This window comes from Hyphomonas sp. (genome assembly GCF_041398465.1).
Taxonomy (GTDB): domain Bacteria; phylum Pseudomonadota; class Alphaproteobacteria; order Caulobacterales; family Hyphomonadaceae; genus Hyphomonas.
In genome coordinates this window covers 261,182-276,838 of sequence record NZ_JAWKUS010000001.1, presented here as the reverse complement: position 1 = coordinate 276,838, position 15,657 = coordinate 261,182, and the positions used below count along the sequence as shown (strand labels likewise).

General features: G+C 62.4%; 17 protein-coding genes. 12 read left to right on the top strand and 5 right to left on the bottom strand.

The annotated features are described in order from the left end of the window. Positions 1 to 6: 6 nt before the first annotated feature. From grxC to R3C98_RS01290, 5 genes are all read left to right on the top strand, one after another. A complete protein-coding gene (gene grxC, locus R3C98_RS01310; RefSeq protein WP_371312313.1) occupies positions 7 to 267 on the top strand; it encodes a glutaredoxin 3 in 261 nt (86 codons plus the stop codon). Positions 268 to 285: 18 nt separating this feature from the next. Then, positions 286 to 726, top strand: a complete 441-nt coding sequence (locus R3C98_RS01305) for a DUF1178 family protein (RefSeq protein WP_371312312.1) — start codon at positions 286 to 288, stop codon at positions 724 to 726. A 113-nt stretch (positions 727 to 839) separates the two neighbouring features. Continuing rightward, the gene (locus R3C98_RS01300; protein ID WP_371312311.1) at positions 840 to 1,142 is read left to right on the top strand and encodes an aa3-type cytochrome c oxidase subunit IV; all 303 of its coding nucleotides are present in this window, start codon (positions 840 to 842) and stop codon (positions 1,140 to 1,142) included. A gap of 367 nt (positions 1,143 to 1,509) precedes the next feature. Then, positions 1,510 to 2,484: an ABC transporter ATP-binding protein gene (locus R3C98_RS01295; protein WP_371312310.1), complete on the top strand. Its 975-nt coding sequence runs from the start codon at positions 1,510 to 1,512 to the stop codon at positions 2,482 to 2,484. Continuing rightward, a complete protein-coding gene (locus R3C98_RS01290) occupies positions 2,484 to 3,866 on the top strand; it encodes an ABC transporter permease (RefSeq protein WP_371312309.1) in 1,383 nt (460 codons plus the stop codon). Before R3C98_RS01295 ends, R3C98_RS01290 begins: the two co-directional genes overlap by 1 nt. 61 nt (positions 3,867 to 3,927) lie before the next feature. Here the strand turns inward: R3C98_RS01290 and rpsU are convergent, their stop codons facing one another. Next, entirely contained in the window at positions 3,928 to 4,149 is a 222-nt protein-coding gene (gene rpsU / locus R3C98_RS01285) for a 30S ribosomal protein S21 (RefSeq protein ID WP_371312308.1), read from the bottom strand. A gap of 117 nt (positions 4,150 to 4,266) precedes the next feature. On the opposite strand from rpsU, the gene R3C98_RS01280 reads away from it, so the two are divergent. From R3C98_RS01280 to R3C98_RS01270, 3 genes are all read left to right on the top strand, one after another. After that, a complete protein-coding gene (locus tag R3C98_RS01280) occupies positions 4,267 to 4,914 on the top strand; it encodes a COQ9 family protein (RefSeq protein WP_371312307.1) in 648 nt (215 codons plus the stop codon). 289 nt (positions 4,915 to 5,203) lie between these two features. Further along, positions 5,204 to 5,539: a DUF2794 domain-containing protein gene (locus R3C98_RS01275; RefSeq protein WP_371312306.1), complete on the top strand. Its 336-nt coding sequence runs from the start codon at positions 5,204 to 5,206 to the stop codon at positions 5,537 to 5,539. Between the two features lie 97 nt (positions 5,540 to 5,636). After that, complete coding sequence (locus tag R3C98_RS01270; RefSeq protein WP_371312305.1) at positions 5,637 to 6,002, top strand: hypothetical protein; 366 nt, start codon at positions 5,637 to 5,639, stop codon at positions 6,000 to 6,002. Positions 6,003 to 6,023: 21 nt separating this feature from the next. Here R3C98_RS01270 and R3C98_RS01265 read toward each other — a convergent pair whose 3' ends face one another. Continuing rightward, positions 6,024 to 7,736: a von Willebrand factor type A domain-containing protein gene (locus R3C98_RS01265; RefSeq protein ID WP_371312304.1), complete on the bottom strand. Its 1,713-nt coding sequence runs from the start codon at positions 7,734 to 7,736 to the stop codon at positions 6,024 to 6,026. Between the two features lie 116 nt (positions 7,737 to 7,852). Beyond that, positions 7,853 to 9,733, bottom strand: coding sequence for a DUF885 family protein (locus R3C98_RS01260; RefSeq protein WP_371312303.1), 1,881 nt, complete (start codon positions 9,731 to 9,733; stop codon positions 7,853 to 7,855). Between the two features lie 110 nt (positions 9,734 to 9,843). Between R3C98_RS01260 and R3C98_RS01255 the strand changes: the two genes are divergently transcribed. From R3C98_RS01255 to R3C98_RS01240, 4 genes are all read left to right on the top strand, one after another. After that, positions 9,844 to 10,650, top strand: coding sequence for a SapC family protein (locus R3C98_RS01255; protein ID WP_371312302.1), 807 nt, complete (start codon positions 9,844 to 9,846; stop codon positions 10,648 to 10,650). A gap of 168 nt (positions 10,651 to 10,818) precedes the next feature. Then, on the top strand, positions 10,819 to 12,906 hold the full coding sequence (locus R3C98_RS01250; RefSeq protein WP_371312301.1) for a protein-disulfide reductase DsbD family protein: 2,088 nt from the start codon (positions 10,819 to 10,821) through the stop codon (positions 12,904 to 12,906). A gap of 32 nt (positions 12,907 to 12,938) precedes the next feature. Continuing rightward, positions 12,939 to 13,589 carry a redoxin domain-containing protein gene (locus tag R3C98_RS01245; protein WP_371312300.1) on the top strand — a complete coding sequence of 217 codons (651 nt, stop codon included), beginning with the start codon at positions 12,939 to 12,941 and terminating at the stop codon, positions 13,587 to 13,589. Between the two features lie 61 nt (positions 13,590 to 13,650). Continuing rightward, a complete protein-coding gene (locus tag R3C98_RS01240) occupies positions 13,651 to 14,154 on the top strand; it encodes a GNAT family N-acetyltransferase (protein ID WP_371312299.1) in 504 nt (167 codons plus the stop codon). Here the strand turns inward: R3C98_RS01240 and R3C98_RS01235 are convergent. After that, positions 14,151 to 14,543, bottom strand: a complete 393-nt coding sequence (locus R3C98_RS01235) for an MAPEG family protein (protein WP_371312298.1) — start codon at positions 14,541 to 14,543, stop codon at positions 14,151 to 14,153. The genes R3C98_RS01240 and R3C98_RS01235 overlap by 4 nt on opposite strands. A 61-nt stretch (positions 14,544 to 14,604) precedes the next feature. Further along, positions 14,605 to 15,651 carry a serine hydrolase domain-containing protein gene (locus R3C98_RS01230; protein WP_371312297.1) on the bottom strand — a complete coding sequence of 349 codons (1,047 nt, stop codon included), beginning with the start codon at positions 15,649 to 15,651 and terminating at the stop codon, positions 14,605 to 14,607. Between the last annotated feature and the right edge of the window lie 6 nt (positions 15,652 to 15,657).

The window sequence follows — 15,657 nt, the reverse complement described above, 5'->3', positions numbered from 1 at the left end:
GTCTTCATGACGAAAGTCACGATCTATACCCGGGCCTTCTGCCCCTATTGCTCGCGCGCGGTGTCGCTGCTGCGCGAGAAGCAGGTGGAGTTCGAAGAGATCGATGCAGGCATGAGCCCGGACAAGAAAGCCGAGATGATCCAGCGCTCGAATGGCGGACGGACCTTCCCGCAGATTTTCATCGGCGAGCATCACATCGGCGGCTGCGACGACATGATGGCGCTGGAACGGGCCGGGAAACTCGACCCGATGCTGGCGTCTCCGTGACCAGAGGGGGGCTGACCGGTGATCCGCTACGCACTTCACTGCCAGGCTTGTGACGAGGATTTCGAAGCCTGGTTTGCCTCATCGTCGGCATATGAAACATTGAAGGAAAAGCGTCAGGTGCGCTGCACCGCCTGCAATTCCTCCCGCGTGGACAAACAGATCATGGCCCCGTCGGTGAAATCGACGAAGGGCAAGGAGGCATCTGCTGACCCGGAGAAAATGTTTGCTGCTTTCGCCGAAAAAGCCCGCAAGCATGTGGCTGAGAATTTCGACTATGTCGGCGGCAATTTCGCCGAAGAGGCGCGCTCCATGTATTACGGGGAACAGGATGAGCGTCCGATCTGGGGTGAAACGACCGAGGAAGAGCGCGAAGCCCTGAAGGAAGAAGGCGTACCGGCTGCGCCGCTGCCTGAACCGTTCACGCCGCCGGTGCCGAAGCCAAAGGGCCAGTTGAACTGATCAGACCTGCGGCTTCTGTCATCTGCGGCAATACGGGCGCCATCATCCGCTTGACCCTTCGCCTGCCTTCGATAATACGGCAGGCAGCAATGATTTCACGGGGAGAGCCCTAAATGGCTGCCAGCGAATACCACCACGGCGAAATGGATATCCACGACCAGCAAGCCACCTGGAACGGCTTCATCACGGGAAGCACCTGGGGCGGCCTGATTCTGGCGCTTATGATCGGCCATGCCGTTCTGGCCATTGCCATTGGCATTCACTGGGCCGTTTCCCTCGGCCTGATGACCGTTGTGGGCATCGCGTCCGGCCTCGTGCTGAACCTGAGCGGCCGCTGGTATGCGACGCTGGTGATCCTGCTGCTCACCGGCCTGTTTGTTCAGTTCATGATCTGGCTGTTCGGCGTCCTTATCTGACGCTGTCTCCACCCACATCGCAGGTCTCGCACATCGCCTCGGCCGGGTCGGCTTCGAGGCGATGTAGTCCTATGCGCCCTTCGCAGGTCAGGCAGAAGCCATAGCATCCTCTTTCCATCCGGGAGAGGGCGGCCTCAATCCGTGCGAGTTTCTGGGCATAAGATTGCAGCCTGGTGCGCGCAGCCTGCCCGCACTCTTCTGCCGCCAACCCCAAGTTTGACGGTGCAAGGGGGCGCACATCCGTCTTCATCCGAATTCATGCTGCGACGGCTTTAAGGGGTTGGCAAGACGCACCGGGCCAAAGAATAGGCAGCCATATCGACTCTCGTGAAAAGCGAGCGATTTTCATACGGATTCGGAGATACGGATGGCCCAATCCCCCCTCATCCTGACGGATGTGACCAAGCGTTTCGGCGGCTTTACGGCGGTCCAGACCCTGTCGCTTGAGGTGCCGGAAGGGCAGATCATCGGGTTTCTGGGTCCAAACGGGGCCGGCAAGTCGACCAGCCTGCGCATGGCGCTGGGCGTGATACCGCCTGATGAAGGTCAGGTGCGCCTGTTCGGAGAAGCGCCGAACATCCTGTCCCTGCGCCGCGTCGGTTTCCTGCCGGAGGAGCGTGGCCTCTACAAGAAGATGACGGCGCGGGAGACCATCGCCTATTTCGCGCGCCTGAAAGGCCTCGGCGCGGGTGCAGCGAAAGCCCGTGCGGACGAGTTGATGGAATCGACCGGGCTTGGCGAGTTTCGCCATTCGCGGGTCTCCAAGCTCTCCAAGGGCATGGCTCAGAAGGTCCAGATCCTCTCGACACTGGCCCACAGGCCGGATTTCCTGATCCTGGACGAGCCGTTTTCCGGCCTCGACCCGGTGAACCAGCAGGTGCTCGAAGACCTGATCCGTGCCGAGCATGAGCGCGGGGCGACGATCCTGTTCTCCACCCATGTGATGGAACATGCCGAGCGGCTCTGCGACCGCATCATGATGATGGCGCGCGGTCGCAAAGTGTTCGACGGCACGCTGCCGGAAGCCTTCACCACGCTGGAGAAGGGCGCGAGCCTGGAAGTGGAGGAAGGTTACGACCTTGGCGCTGCACTGGCGCCGAAAGGGTTCGAGGCCCAGCGCGCAGCAGACCGGGGTCATGGCGATGCCTGGCGCATCGCGCTGCCGAGAGGCGCGGGTCCGCAGGATGCGTTGCGCGCCGCCATTGAGGCAGGTGCGCCAATCACGGGCTTTGCGCCGGACGAGGCCCGCCTGCGGGATGTGTTCGTCTCGCTCGTCGGAGAGGCAGAGGCCGCCGCGCTGGATGATCCGGCAACGGAGCAGGAAGAGGGGAGCACGGTCTGATGCGGAATATCTATCTCGTCTTCCGCCGGGACTATCTCGGCTACGTCAAAGCCTGGGGCTTCTGGCTGAGCCTCGCCGCTGTGCCCGCCCTGATGCTGATCGGTTCGATGTTTGCCCTGTTCGCGGCGCAATCGTCTCCGGTGCGTTATTACACGGTGATCGAACCGGGCCAGCTCTATGCCGAAGCCATCGATGCGGAATTTGCCCGGAATGAAGCGGCGGCAAAGGCCGAAGACCTTGCAGAACAAATGCAGCTGCCGGAAGGGGCCATGAACAACGGTGCCATGCAGACGCTCCGGGAGCGGAAATTCATTGCGGTTGCGCCGCCAGCAGGATCAATCGATGGCCTGCGGCCTTACCTTCTGGGCGAACGGTTCGTCTCTGGCCCGCTGGGCGAGAAGCCGCTGTTTGCGGCCTTCATCCTGTCTGAGGATGGCCAGACGCTCGAATACTGGAGCGATGACGTCAACATCAACACGCTGCGCTATGAGGCCGAGGATGCCGTGCGACGCCTGGCGCGCAAGCATGCGCTGGAAGCGGCGGGGCTGGATCCTGACTTCATCCAGAATGCCGATGACGCCGCCGTTGAGGTGCCCGCGCGGCGCATCCGCAGCGTGGCGGAACAGGAATCGGCCGGCGCGGAAGTGACGCTCGCCGACAAGGCGCCGGTCTTCGTCGCCGGGGCGCTCGCCTATTTCCTGTGGCTGATGGTGTTCTCGATCATCCAGTACCTGCTGATGGGCACGATCGAGGAACGCTCCAACAAGATCTTCGACACGCTGCTGACGTCTGTGCGCATGCCGGAATTGCTGGCGGGCAAGCTGCTCGCTGTGTTCGCGGTGACGTCCACCATGATGCTGGTCTGGGGCCTGTTCACGCTGTCGGGTTCGGCCTTCCTCGCGACGCAGGTGCCGGGGGCGGGAAGTATGATCACGCCGTTTCTCGCGGCGGCAGGCAGTCCGCAGATCCTGCTGCCTGCGCTGGTCAGCTTTGTGCTCGGTTACATCATGTATGGGATGATCTTCATGGCGCTCGGCTCCCTCTGCGATACGATCCAGGAAGCGCAGACGCTGCTCAGCCCGATGATGATCCTGCTGATGCTGCCCATGTTCGCGATCTTCATCGCCTTCCAGGACCCGGGCTCGCCCGTGGTGGACTTTGCGACGTGGATCCCTGTCTTCACGCCCTTCCTGCTGATCCTGCGCATGCCGCATGACCCGCCCATGTGGGAAGTGGCGACGCAGATGGGCCTGATGGTGGTGACGACGCTGGCCGTGCTCTGGGTCTCCGTCCGCGTCTACCGCGCCGGGGCCGTCAACGGCGCCAGCATCGGCGACCTCGGCAAGATGCTGAAGGGCATGGGGCGCAAGAAGTCGGCCTAAACAAAAACCCCGCCAGATCGCTCTGACGGGGTTTTGATTATCTTGCGATAAAAGCAGCGTCCTAAAGGATGCCTTCGCGCTGGGCGCGTTTGCGGGCCAGTTTGCGGGCGCGGCGGACGGCCTCTGCGCGCTGGCGTGCTTTTTTCTCGGACGGCTTTTCGAAATGCTGGCGAGCCTTCATTTCGCGGAACAGGCCTTCACGCTGCATCTTCTTCTTCAGAGCGCGCAGGGCTTGCTCGACATTGTTATCGCGGACGACGATCTGTACGATGGGAATCTCCATTGGGTTGGGGGCGTCGCCCCGATTGTGACTTTGTGTCGGCCAGACAGGCCGGAAAGCGGGCGCTATATCACGTGAAAAGGGATTTGGCCAAGCCCCCCTTTGCCATGGAGTTCAGTCATGACTGTCACGCCTTCCCGGAAACTTCGCCGCCGCTGGCTGGATGCCCTGCTGCCGGAGGTCGCTTTTGACGGCTGGACGGAGGCCGCAGCAGCCCGCGCAGCCAATGACGCCGGGCTTAGTGAGGGTGAACAGGCCCTTGCCGCGCCGCGCGGCGTGATCGACCTGATCGACGGCTTTTTCGAGGAAGCAGGGGAGGCGGCAAAGGCCGATCTCGCCGCTCAGGACCTGTCATCCATGCGCATTCCGGACAAGGTGAAGGCGGGCGTGCTCGCCTGGCTGAAGGCGCTGGAGCCGAACCGGGAAGCCGTCCGCCGCGCCGTTTCGCGCGGCATGGTGCCGTGGAATGCCGGCCCCGCGCTGCAGCGCGGCTGGTCTGTGGCCGATTTCGTCTGGGACGCCGCAGGCGACACGGCAGAGGATTATAACCGCTACTCCAAGCGGGGCCTGCTGACCGCCATTCTGCCGCCCATCGTGCTGTACTGGCTGGACAACCCGTCCGAGGAAGACCTCGACGAATACGTCTCCCGCCGCCTTGCCCAGGCTTCGGGCGCGGGCCGCACGGCAGGCAAGATCCTAAAGCCGCTGCTTGACGCCATCGGATCGAAGGGGCCCAATAGTGAAAAGGCGCCAAACGCGCGCAGCTAGACGGAGACGGCTTGCAACCGGATTTTGGTCAGTCGATTTTTGAGGAAGTGTGTCGGACAGAAGTTTATCTGGCGCCCCAGGGGGCTGGGGGGGCTGATGGGTCCGGGGTGCTAGATGTTCACCTCCGTCCGACAAGACAAAGATGGCTGTGCGCGGGGGCGCAAGCAAGACCGAAAGGTGGCCAGATTGCCCCAATTCCTGCTGTTTCAGTGGAATTTCGGATTAAAAGACGTTTAGGCGAGCTTTCCCGCACCAAATTCGCATTACAGGGGAGTCATAAACAGAGAAAATGAGCGAATTTCCTTCCCGCCGAGCCCAGAGCGAGCCGCGAATCGCTTTCCACAAAACCGAGATGAGACCGATTCTCGACGTCTACGGACGGTTGGTCATGGCAGGCGAAGCGCGTGACTACGCCATCGGCATGCACAAGGACCATGCGATCTTCGCAATCTTCCGCCGCCACGCCGAAAATCCGACCTGGCGGATCGAAAAACAGCCCCATCTCGCCAACATGCAGGGCCAGTATGTCGTGTACGGACAGGCCGGCCAGATCCTGCGCCGCGGGCGCGATCTGCAGCAGGTATTGCGGGTTTTCGACCGCAAACGCTTCACCGTCGTGAAGTAATTCCACAGGCGGGCCATTAACCCCTTGTTAACTAAAAACTTCTTGCGAACAAGATGAGAACAAGATAGGAACATGTCTCCAAGAACGGAGCATGAACATGAACATCGCAGTCAGTTTTCGGGGACGCTCTGGCAAGGCATGGGACTTCCAGCGTGTTCCAAAGGACGCCGCATGGGCCCGCAGCCCGGGCGCCGTCATCTTCGCAGCCCCCGACTCCTATGGCTGGCGCATCATCCGCGTGATGGAGCTGACCGGCCGCCCGCATGACCTGCAGCCGATCTGGGCGCTGGCAGAGGCGGAACGCTACGGCGCCTCGGCCGTGTTCCTTGCCCTCGAATTCGACGCCCGCGAACGCAAATGCATGGTCGCCGATATCGAGGAAGGCTTCAGCCCGGTCTGTCTCAGCCCTCGGGACGTGGTGGAAGTACAGGCGGCGCCGGTCGCAGAAGACCTCGCCGCCTGATCCGTCTTATTGCCCGAGTCTTTATTGCTCTGGCGCAGGCCGGTTCAGTGCCGCCTGCGCCTCAGCCGTTTCCGCCAAGCGCGTCAGCTCGATGAATTCCGCGCGGTAGCCGAATTCATCCTCGCCCTTGGCGCCTGCCGCCAGATCGCGGATCTCTTTCCAGCCAAAGCCTGTGCCGAGGTCTTCGCCGCCGCGCAGCATTTCCCCGAACCCGGCCACGGCCGTTGCGAAACGCACCCATTGCGGGGCCGCCTCCAGGCTGTCTGCCTTGTCGGCATCGGTCACCGCATGGGTCAGCAGGATGGAATCCGGTTCGCCCGGCGGCTTGTAGCGCAGCTTGACGAAGGCGTACTCGCCGGACGGGTCCTCGCCTGCCTCAGGCTTGTCGCCATAGCGGAGTGGATCGATCTGTGCCGCGTCCGATCCGACAGGCGTGATGTCGTAGATGGCCGTGACGCTGGCGCCCGCGCCGATATCCCCGGCATCCACCTTGTCATTGTTGAAGTCTGCCCGGTCGAGCATCCGCGTTTCGTAACCGATCAGGCGGTATTCCGCGATTTTGGCCGGGTTGAACTCGACCTGGATCTTCACGTCGTCGGCAATCGGGAAGAGGTTGCCGCCGAGGTCGTCGGCCAGAACCTTGCGAGCCTCGCTCAGCGTGTCGACATAGGCGGCGGTGCCGTTGCCGGACTGGGCGAGCTTCTGCATCAGCGCATCATTGTAATTGCCGCGCCCGAAGCCGAGGACCGAAAGATAGATGCCGCTCTCGCGCTTGCGGGAAATGAAATCCTCCAGCTGTTCGGAGTCCGTGATGCCGACATTGAAGTCGCCATCGGTCAGCAGCATGACACGGTTCACGGCGCCTTCCTTTAGGCCTTGCTCCGCCAGCGAATAGGCAAGGCGCAGGCCTTCGCCGCCGGCAGTGGAGCCACCAGCGCGGAGGTTTTCCAGCGCCGCGAAAATCTTGCGCTTGTCGCTGACCGGCGTCGGTTCCAGCACTTCGCCCGCGGCGCCAGCATAGACAGCGATCGAGATCGTGTCGGCCGGGTCCATCTGGTCCAGCATCAGTTTCAGCGCCTGCTTGGCCAGCGGCAGCTTGTCTTCCGAATGCATGGAGCCGGACACATCCACCAGCAGGGTCAAATTCACCGGCGGGCGGGCGTCACGGTCGATGTCGCGGCCCTGAATGCCGATCTGCATCAGCTGGCGTCCTTCCGCGAAGGGGGAGGGGGCGAGCGTCACGTAAGTCGCGAACGGGTCGGCGCCTGCGTCCGGCTGCGGGTAGGTGTAGTCGAAATAATTGACCATCTCCTCGATCCGCACCGCGTCCTTCGGCGGCAGCACCCCGCTTTTCAGGAACCGCCGCACATTGGCGTAGGAGGCTGTGTCGACATCGATGGAAAAGGTGGAGACGGGCTCTTCGCTGGTCAGCTTCACCGGGTTCGGGTCGACATCTTCATACTTGTCCCGGAATTCCGGTTCCGGGGCCATCATGATCGCGGACGGCGGCGGTGCGGCGGCCGCATAGTCGCCTGCGCTCATGGCGCCGGTCACCGTGACTTTCTGCTGAGCCCGGGCTTCGTATTGCGGCGGCGGAGGGGCCGGGGGCGGAGGCGGCGCGGCGATTTCCGTCGCGATCTCGTCGCTGCTGCCGCCCGTTTCGCTCGCACATCCTGTCAGCAGCGCAGCCGCGGCTGCACCTGCCAGAAGAAACCCGATTGTCCTGTTGCGCATGATCGTCCTCCACCTGCGTTCTGATCATGACAGAATGGCAAGACGGTCATGGCGGGAATTGGGCGCTGCCGGGACGATTCGGGCCCAATCCGGGAAAACCGGAGCGAGGCCAAGGCTCAGTCCCGGATCTTAGCGGTGTACCAGCGCTCGATATCCTGTTCGAGGATCGAGAGCGGCCGCGGGCCACCTGTCAGAACCGTGTCGTGAAACTCCACGAAGTCGAAATCGGGCCCCAGCACGCGCTCGGCCCGCTCACGCAGGTCCAGCATCCGCTTGCGTCCGATCCAGTAGGCCGCCGCCTGACCGGGCCAGACTGTGTAGCGGTCGACTTCCTGCGCCATCGGGCCTTCCGGCTGTCCCGTGACGGCGACGAGATAGTCGATCGCCTCCTGCCGGCTCCAGTGCATGCTGTGGATGCCGGTATCGGCGACGAGGCGTGCGGCGCGGAACAGCAAGGACTGGAGATAGCCAATCCTGGCAAGGGGATCGTCATGGTATAGTCCGATATCGTCCGCCAAGGTCTCGGCATAGACGCCCCAGCCCTCGCCATATGCGACGTTCCAGATCATCTGCCGGATCAGCGGCAAGTGGGCCGTTTCTGCTGTCAGCGCGCTTTCCAGATGGTGGCCGGGCACCGTTTCATGGAAGACCAGCGTGGCCAGCGTAAAGGCCGGCCAGTCGGTCATGTCGGCCAGATTGATCTCGAACAGGCCGGGCGCGGAGCCATTCGCCGGGGCGGCGGAATAAAACGCCGCCGGGGCGGACGCTTCAAGGAATTCAGGTACGGCACGCAGGGCCACTTTTGTCCGTGGAATAGTCGACACGATGGAGGGCAGGGCCGCTTCAGCCTTGTCCAGATAGGTCTGCATCAGCGCCAGCAGGGCTGCATGGCCTTCCGGCGTCGCATCGAAGATCTGCCCCGGTTCTGCCGAGAGCAGCGTCAGGCGCTCTGCCGCGCTGCCTTCAGTCAGACCCGCCTCGAACAGGGCGAGTTCCAGTGCCGCCGTGATCCGGTCGACTTCGCTGAGGCCCAGCGCGTGCAGCTCTTCTGCAGACAATCCCTGATCGGTATAGGCCTGCAGCGCGGCCTGATAGTAGGCGTCACCATTCGGCTGTTGCCAGACGCCGGGCTGGGATGGCGCATCCGTCTGCAACGCCGTGAAAGCTTCGGCCAGGTGCCGGTAGGCGGGCCGGATTTCCTGTTCGACGATGCGTTTCGCGCGAGCAAGGATATCCGCAGCATCCTCAAGGCTGAGATCTTCGGGGCCGGCGAGCTGGCTTTCCAGCGTCGTGATCAGCACATGCGTTTCGGTCGGCTCTTCCGCGAATTTCAGGGCTGCATCACTCATGCGGGCGAGAATGAAGTCCGGCGGAACGACACCGGATTTGGCGTCGGCTTCCAGGCGCCGCCGTTCGTCTTCCATCGCGTCCGCAAACTGAGCGAGCCGATCGACATAGGCACGTGCTTCGGCGGTGGTCCTGACCGGGTGGGACCGGCTGAGAAGGTCCGGCACGTCGATATAGGCGCCGCGCATATGGTCCATCACATAGGGATAGGAGACGCCGAGCCCAGTTTGCCCGTGCCCTGAAACGAACAGGGATTCGGCGGTTTCGTAGGCGGCCATCACCGTGTCGAGATGGCGGGCTTGCGGGCTGCCTTCGGCCGGGCGGGGCGTTGCGGCCAGTGCTTCCAGGATTTCCAGCCGGCTGACCCGGCGGCGCTCGTAGGCGGCTTGTGAACGGTCCGTCAGGTACCGGTTGAACGGATAACCAACCGCGTCTTCCGAAAGGCCCAGCCGGGTAGCGAGCTCCGGGTCCGCCGCGAGCTCTGTCATCGCGATGGACTGCAGGGTCTGATCCACTTCGCGGGCGATGCGCCGCGGCGTGCCGGCGTCATCGACTTGCGGGCCGCACGCTGCCAGCGATGTCCCCGCCGCGAGTCCCACCAGAACCGTGCGGCGGCGGATGAGAAAACGGGTGTCAGACGTGGATTTCATGACGGTTTCTTCACCTCGTAGTCACTGCATTTCAGGCCGGTTCGGGTGTTGTAGCCAGTGTTTATTTCCGGTAGGCAAACGCCCAATTATCTCAGATCGGAGAGACACACGTGAACACGCCTCCCGCAGCAGGCCAAACGGCCCTTACAGGCCAGGTCCTTTTCTACAAGCAGCCGCAGCCGCTGTCCCTGGAAGACCATGCCGGTCTCGGCATCAAGCAGATCGACCAGCCGCTTGGCTTTATGCGCGAGGCGCATGCCATTCCATTGGCGGTTCAGGAATTCGGCCTCGCGGCCGGATCCTATCCGATCATTTTCGTCGGAGACGAGCGGACCCCCGTCGCGGTGATGGGCCTGCGTCAGGGCCAGAACCTTTACATTGATGCCAATGGCCGCATCGTGGACGATCACTATGTGCCCGCCTTTGCCCGCCGGTATCCGTTCGTGTTTGCGAACGACGATAATGCCGAACGTCTGATCCTTTGCGTCGATCGTCAGGCCCCGATGGTGACCAACCAGCCGGAAGTGCCGTTCTTCGAAAACGGCCAGCCGAGCAAATTCACCAATGATGCCATCGAGTTCTGCAAGGAATTCGAGCGTCAGCGCCGAGCGACCTCTGATTTCGTGAAGCTGATCCGTGATTTCGACCTGTTTGAGGAGAAAGCGGTCACCTTCCAGCCGAACACGCCGGATGGTTCCGCAGTCGGCGAAGCGCAAAAACTCGCTGACTATTGGGCGATTTCCGAAGAACGCCTCAACAATCTGCCGGATGACAAGTACCTGGAGCTCAAGGCGAGCGGCGCTCTTGGCGCTATCTACTCCCACTTCATTTCGCTGCTGAACTGGCAGCGTGTGATCCAGCGCGCAACCCGCACGCCGCCGCCTGCGGAACCTGCACCGCAGGCTGCCAACGCCTGATCGCCTGTGTCAGCGTAAGAGATCGAAGGCGGCCTCCGGGCCGCCTTTTTTCTTGCCGCGCAGGGTGCGTCGGGCTGACACATTTGCCATCACGCTTGCGCGAGGCCCTTCTGTAGAGGCGTGTTTGCGGGCATATGAGCCGCAACTCCAAGAAACCGGACCTGCTAGATGAAGTTTTCCGCCTGCCTTGTTGCCCTGTTAGGTGCTATCTTCTCCATCCTGCCGGCGGCCGCTGCGCCGGTGGACGCGGGCCATGCGCGTGTGGAGTTGATTTCCGAGCGCGACGCAGCCCTGCCGGGCGAAACCATCTACGCCGCGCTAAAAATGGACCTCGACAATGGCTGGCACGTCTACTGGCTGAACGCCGGGGACGCGGGCCTTCCCCCGCAGGTCATCGCCCAGCCGGCGAGTGACATCAAAGCGAGCGCGATCGGCGATATCGTCTGGCCGCTGCCGCACCTCCTTCCGGTCGTGGAAGGGGAGATCATGGATTACGGCTACAATGACGAAGTCGTTTTCCCGTTTCCCATTACCATTCCCGACGATGCGATGGGGCCGGTCACGCTCGATGTCATCGCCGATTACCTGATCTGCGAAGACACCTGCGTACCCGAACAGGCCCATGTAAAGCTGAAACTGGAAACGGACCAGTCTGAAGCGAACATCCGCGATGGCGAGCTAATCGGTAAATGGATTGCGAAAAGCGACGTGCCGTTTCCGGGAGAAGCGCGGGTCCTCAAGAAAGATCTCGACTGGACACTCAGCCTCCGTCTCGATGGCGGTTTTGGCAAGGTCCGGTCGATCCGCTTCTTTCCATTCGGGCATGACATTCTTCATCCAGCTGAGCAGCCTGTGGAAATGGGACGCCACGGTGCGACGCTCTCACTGAGCGCCGCAGATATGACAGAGGTCTCGAAGCCGCTCGAAGGCGTCGTCGTGATCGAACAAGACGATGGCAGTCGCACAGGTTACCAGATCAGCGCAGCAGAAGGCTCACCCTTGCCGGACACGTCCGGCCTCGGCCCTGTGGGCGGTGCCGGGCTTCAGGTTGCAGCCTGGAAGCTGATCCTGCTGGCGATCCTCGGCGGCCTGATCCTGAACCTGATGCCGTGTGTGCTGCCTGTGCTGTCGATGAAGGCGTTCGGCATGGTGTCCGCAGTTTCCAGCGGCCATGCCGGAGAAGTGCGCCGCCATGGCATCTGGTATACGGCAGGCGTACTGGTGTCCTTCGGCGTGCTGGCGGCGATCATTGTCGCCCTGCGCGCCGCCACCGGGCCGGTCACTCTGGGCTTCCAGCTGCAGAACGCGCCGGTCGTAGCGGTGCTGACGCTGGTCATGTTTGCCGTCGGCCTGTGGCTGATGGGCATGTTCGAATTGGGAACATCGCTCCAGAATCTTGGCTCTGGTCTTGCGGACCGGGACGGGGATGCGGGCGCATTCTTTACGGGGGTGCTGGCAGCAATTGTCGGTTCTCCCTGTGTCGGGCCTTTTCTTGGCGCCGCGCTGGGTGCCGTAATGGGGCATTCCGCGCCGGTCGTTTTCACCTTCTTCCTGGCCATGGGTTTTGGCCTGGCGCTGCCCTTCCTTGTGCTGAGTTTCGTGCCGAACCTGTACAAGTTGCTGCCGCGTCCGGGGAAGTGGATGGACACGCTGAAGCAGTTCTTCGCGTTCCCGATGTTCCTGACAGCGGCATGGTTGGCCAAGGTGCTGGGCGATCTTGCCGGCTCGGGCGCCGTGGCATGGACCGCAACCGGCGCTGTGGCAATCGCATTCGCCGCCTGGCTGTGGCAGCGCGAAGCGCGCCTGCCGCGCATACTGGCTGCCGTCACGCTGGCACTTACCCTGTTCGGTGTCACCGAACGTGCGATGGCACCGGCGCCTGCCATTGGCGCGTCGTCTGCCTACGCCGCCAAATATGAGGCCGAGCCGTGGAGCGCCGGAAAGGTCCAGTCGCTGATTGCAGAGGGCCGGCCAATCTTTATCGACTTCACTGCCAGCTGGTGCGCTACCTGCCAGGTGAACAAGGCAACGACGCTGAAGTCGAAAACGGTGCACGACTTCTTCGCAGCCAATGATGTCGCCTTCCTGGTGGCGGATTTTACCCGCAAGGATCCGGCCATTGCGGCTGAACTGGCGCGGCATCAGCGCGCAGGCGTTCCGATGTATTTATGGTATCCTGCCGGTTCGGACGAGCCGCAGGTCCTGCCGGAAATCCTTAACCAGGGGCTCGTCACAAGCCTGCCCCTGACCCCCTGAGGTCACCCGGATACGAGGGAACAAAGAAACGGATGATCACGATCAATCGGCGAAACCTGTCGCTCGCTGCCGGTATGGCAGCTGCGGTCGCGTTGACGGCGGGGGCATTGATTGCCTCTACCGCCCGCGCAGATTCCGGTCTCCCGGTTGGCCGTCCCGCGCCGGCTTTCACCGCCATGGACAGCAATGGCGATCCGGTTTCGTTGTCGGATTTTTCTGGCCGAACCGTTGTGCTGGAATGGACAAACGAAGGCTGCCCCTTTGTGCGCAAGCACTATGCCCAGCCGCCCGGAAACATTCAGGGCCTGCAGACCGATGCGGAGGCGGACGGAACGGTCTGGCTGACCGTGATTTCCTCGGCGCCGGGTAAACAGGGCTTTGCCGAGGGCACGACAGCCAATCAGTGGACGGAGGAGCACAATGCGCAACCGGCTCATGTGCTGCTGGACCCCGACGGCACACTCGGCCGGCTTTACCAGGCGAAGACCACACCCCACATGTTCATAATCGGTTCTAAGGGGCAGGTCGCCTATCAGGGCGCCATAGACTCTATTGCTTCTGCGAATGTGGCAGACATTGCCACCGCCACGAATTACGTCCGGGAGGCTTTGGCCAGCCTTGCCGCCGGGGAGCCAATTTCCGTCAGCAGCACCAAGCCTTATGGCTGTTCGGTGAAGTATTAGGACCAGCCAGGCGCAATTACCCCATTGATCCACACGGCACACCGCCCTAAAGGCGCGCCTCATGCTCCAGATTGTGCCCGAAACCCCAGCCCTGCATGCCGAAGCGATTGAAGACCTCTTCGATCGCACCTTCGGCCCCGGCCACTTTGCCAAGACTGCCGAGAGGCTGCGCGAGTATTCCCGCTCGCTGCCTGAGATCAATCGCGTGGCTGTACTGGATGGGCAGGTAATCGCGGTCTGCCGTGTCTGGCCGCTGGTTGTGGGACCGGGCCGGGACAAGGCGCTGTTCTATGGGCCTGTTGCCGTGGCGCCATCGCACCGGGGCAGCCGGCTTGGCCTGACCGTGACGGGCGAAGCGCTGGAAGCCGGTAAATCCGCCGGCTGGCCCGCCGCCATCCTGATCGGCGCACCGGCCTATTTCGGAGAGATCGGTTTCACCGTCACGCCGAAGAACCAGCTGACCTTTCCGGGTCCGCAGGACCAGGCCCGGGTCATGGTGAAAGACCTTGCCGGTGATGCCAGCAAGTTGTCCGGTCTTGTGACGGGGCTGGTCTCGGAGTCCTAGGTTAGCGCGAACCAGCCGCACGCACCGGCGGTGATCAGCATGACCAGCGCGGTGATCAGCGTGCCGACGCTGCGTCCAAAACTGCTGCCGGCAGAGCCGCCAAGGCCGATGGCGTGCAGGATGCGGCCGAGCAGGAAGCTGCCGCCGAGGCCATGGATCAGCAGGGCAGGGGCCGACAGCGCGCCAAGGCCGATCAGGCCCAGCAGCACGACCGGCACATCTTCCACGGCATTCCCCTGAACGCGCAGGCTGCGCTGCATGGCTTCATTGTTCCCGTCACCAAAGCCGACTTTGTGCTTTGTGCGCACGCGCCCGACATTCGCTTTCAGCACCAGCATGAGCAGGCAGAATAGACCGGCATAAAGCACGGCCGCTTGCATGGATGTCATGGATCAGTCCTCCCTTTATGGCCTGAGCATAAGCTGGTTTGCCCTAAAGGTGGAAGAGGTCTCAGAAACAGTCCGCCACGTCGGCGATCCAGGCCTGTACCTCTTCCTTGGCTTCCAGTGGCGATTTTCCGTGTCTGACGAGGATAAGGTCTTTCTCGGGAACCAGAACCGTATACTGGCCTTCATAACCATTGCAGGAAAAGCTGCCGGGCCCGGCCATGCCCAGCCACCAATGGGCACCGTAGCCGAGTGTTTCGATTTCCGGCACGGCCGGTGTGGGCGTGCGGGCATAGTCCGCCCAGCCCTCCGGCAGGATCCGGGTGCCGTCCCACACACCATCGCGCAGGTAAAGCAGGCCGAACCGGGCAAAATCCCGAGCGGTGCAATAGCAGAAGGACGAGCCGATGAATGTGCCCGCCTTGTCGAATTTCGGAAGAGGGGAGCGCATACCGATCGGGCTGAACAGTTCACGGAACATGAAGTCGCGGAAATCCTCTCCCGCCATGCCGAGGGTGCGGGCGGCGCAACGCGCAACGATGTTGGAGGTGCCGCTTGAGTAGCTCCAGAATGTATCCGGCTCATGTTCCAGAGGCTGGTTTGCTGCATAGGCGGCGACGTCCTCTTGTCCTCCGCCGAACAACATTTCGATCACATCGGAAACAGAGCCCGGCACATAATCTTCGACGAATTTCAGGCCACTCGACATGCGTAGAAGCATATCCAGTGTTATTTCGCGGCGAGGGTCGTCCGCCGACTGCCATTCCGGCACGTCTGCCGGGGCGTGAATGTTTATCCGGCCATCGCGCACGAGAATGCCAACCAACGCCTGTGTGATGGATTTCGCCTCGGACCAGGAAGGAAACGTGGTGCCGGGGGTGAAGTCGCGCCAGTAACGCTCCGCGACCACCTTACCCCCCTGCACGGCAAGGAAGGCATGTGTCTCGCCCATGGTGTCGGGCGCCGGGTCTGCGAAGGCGCGTTCCAGCAGGCTGTTCAGTCTTGCAGTATCTGTCCCGTGCGCCGGGGTGCCTTCCGGCCAGGCCTTTGTCGGCCACGCGACGCCTTCAGGCTGCGTGGGCAAGGGGGGCAGTGGATGGTCGAAAGGCATGGCAGG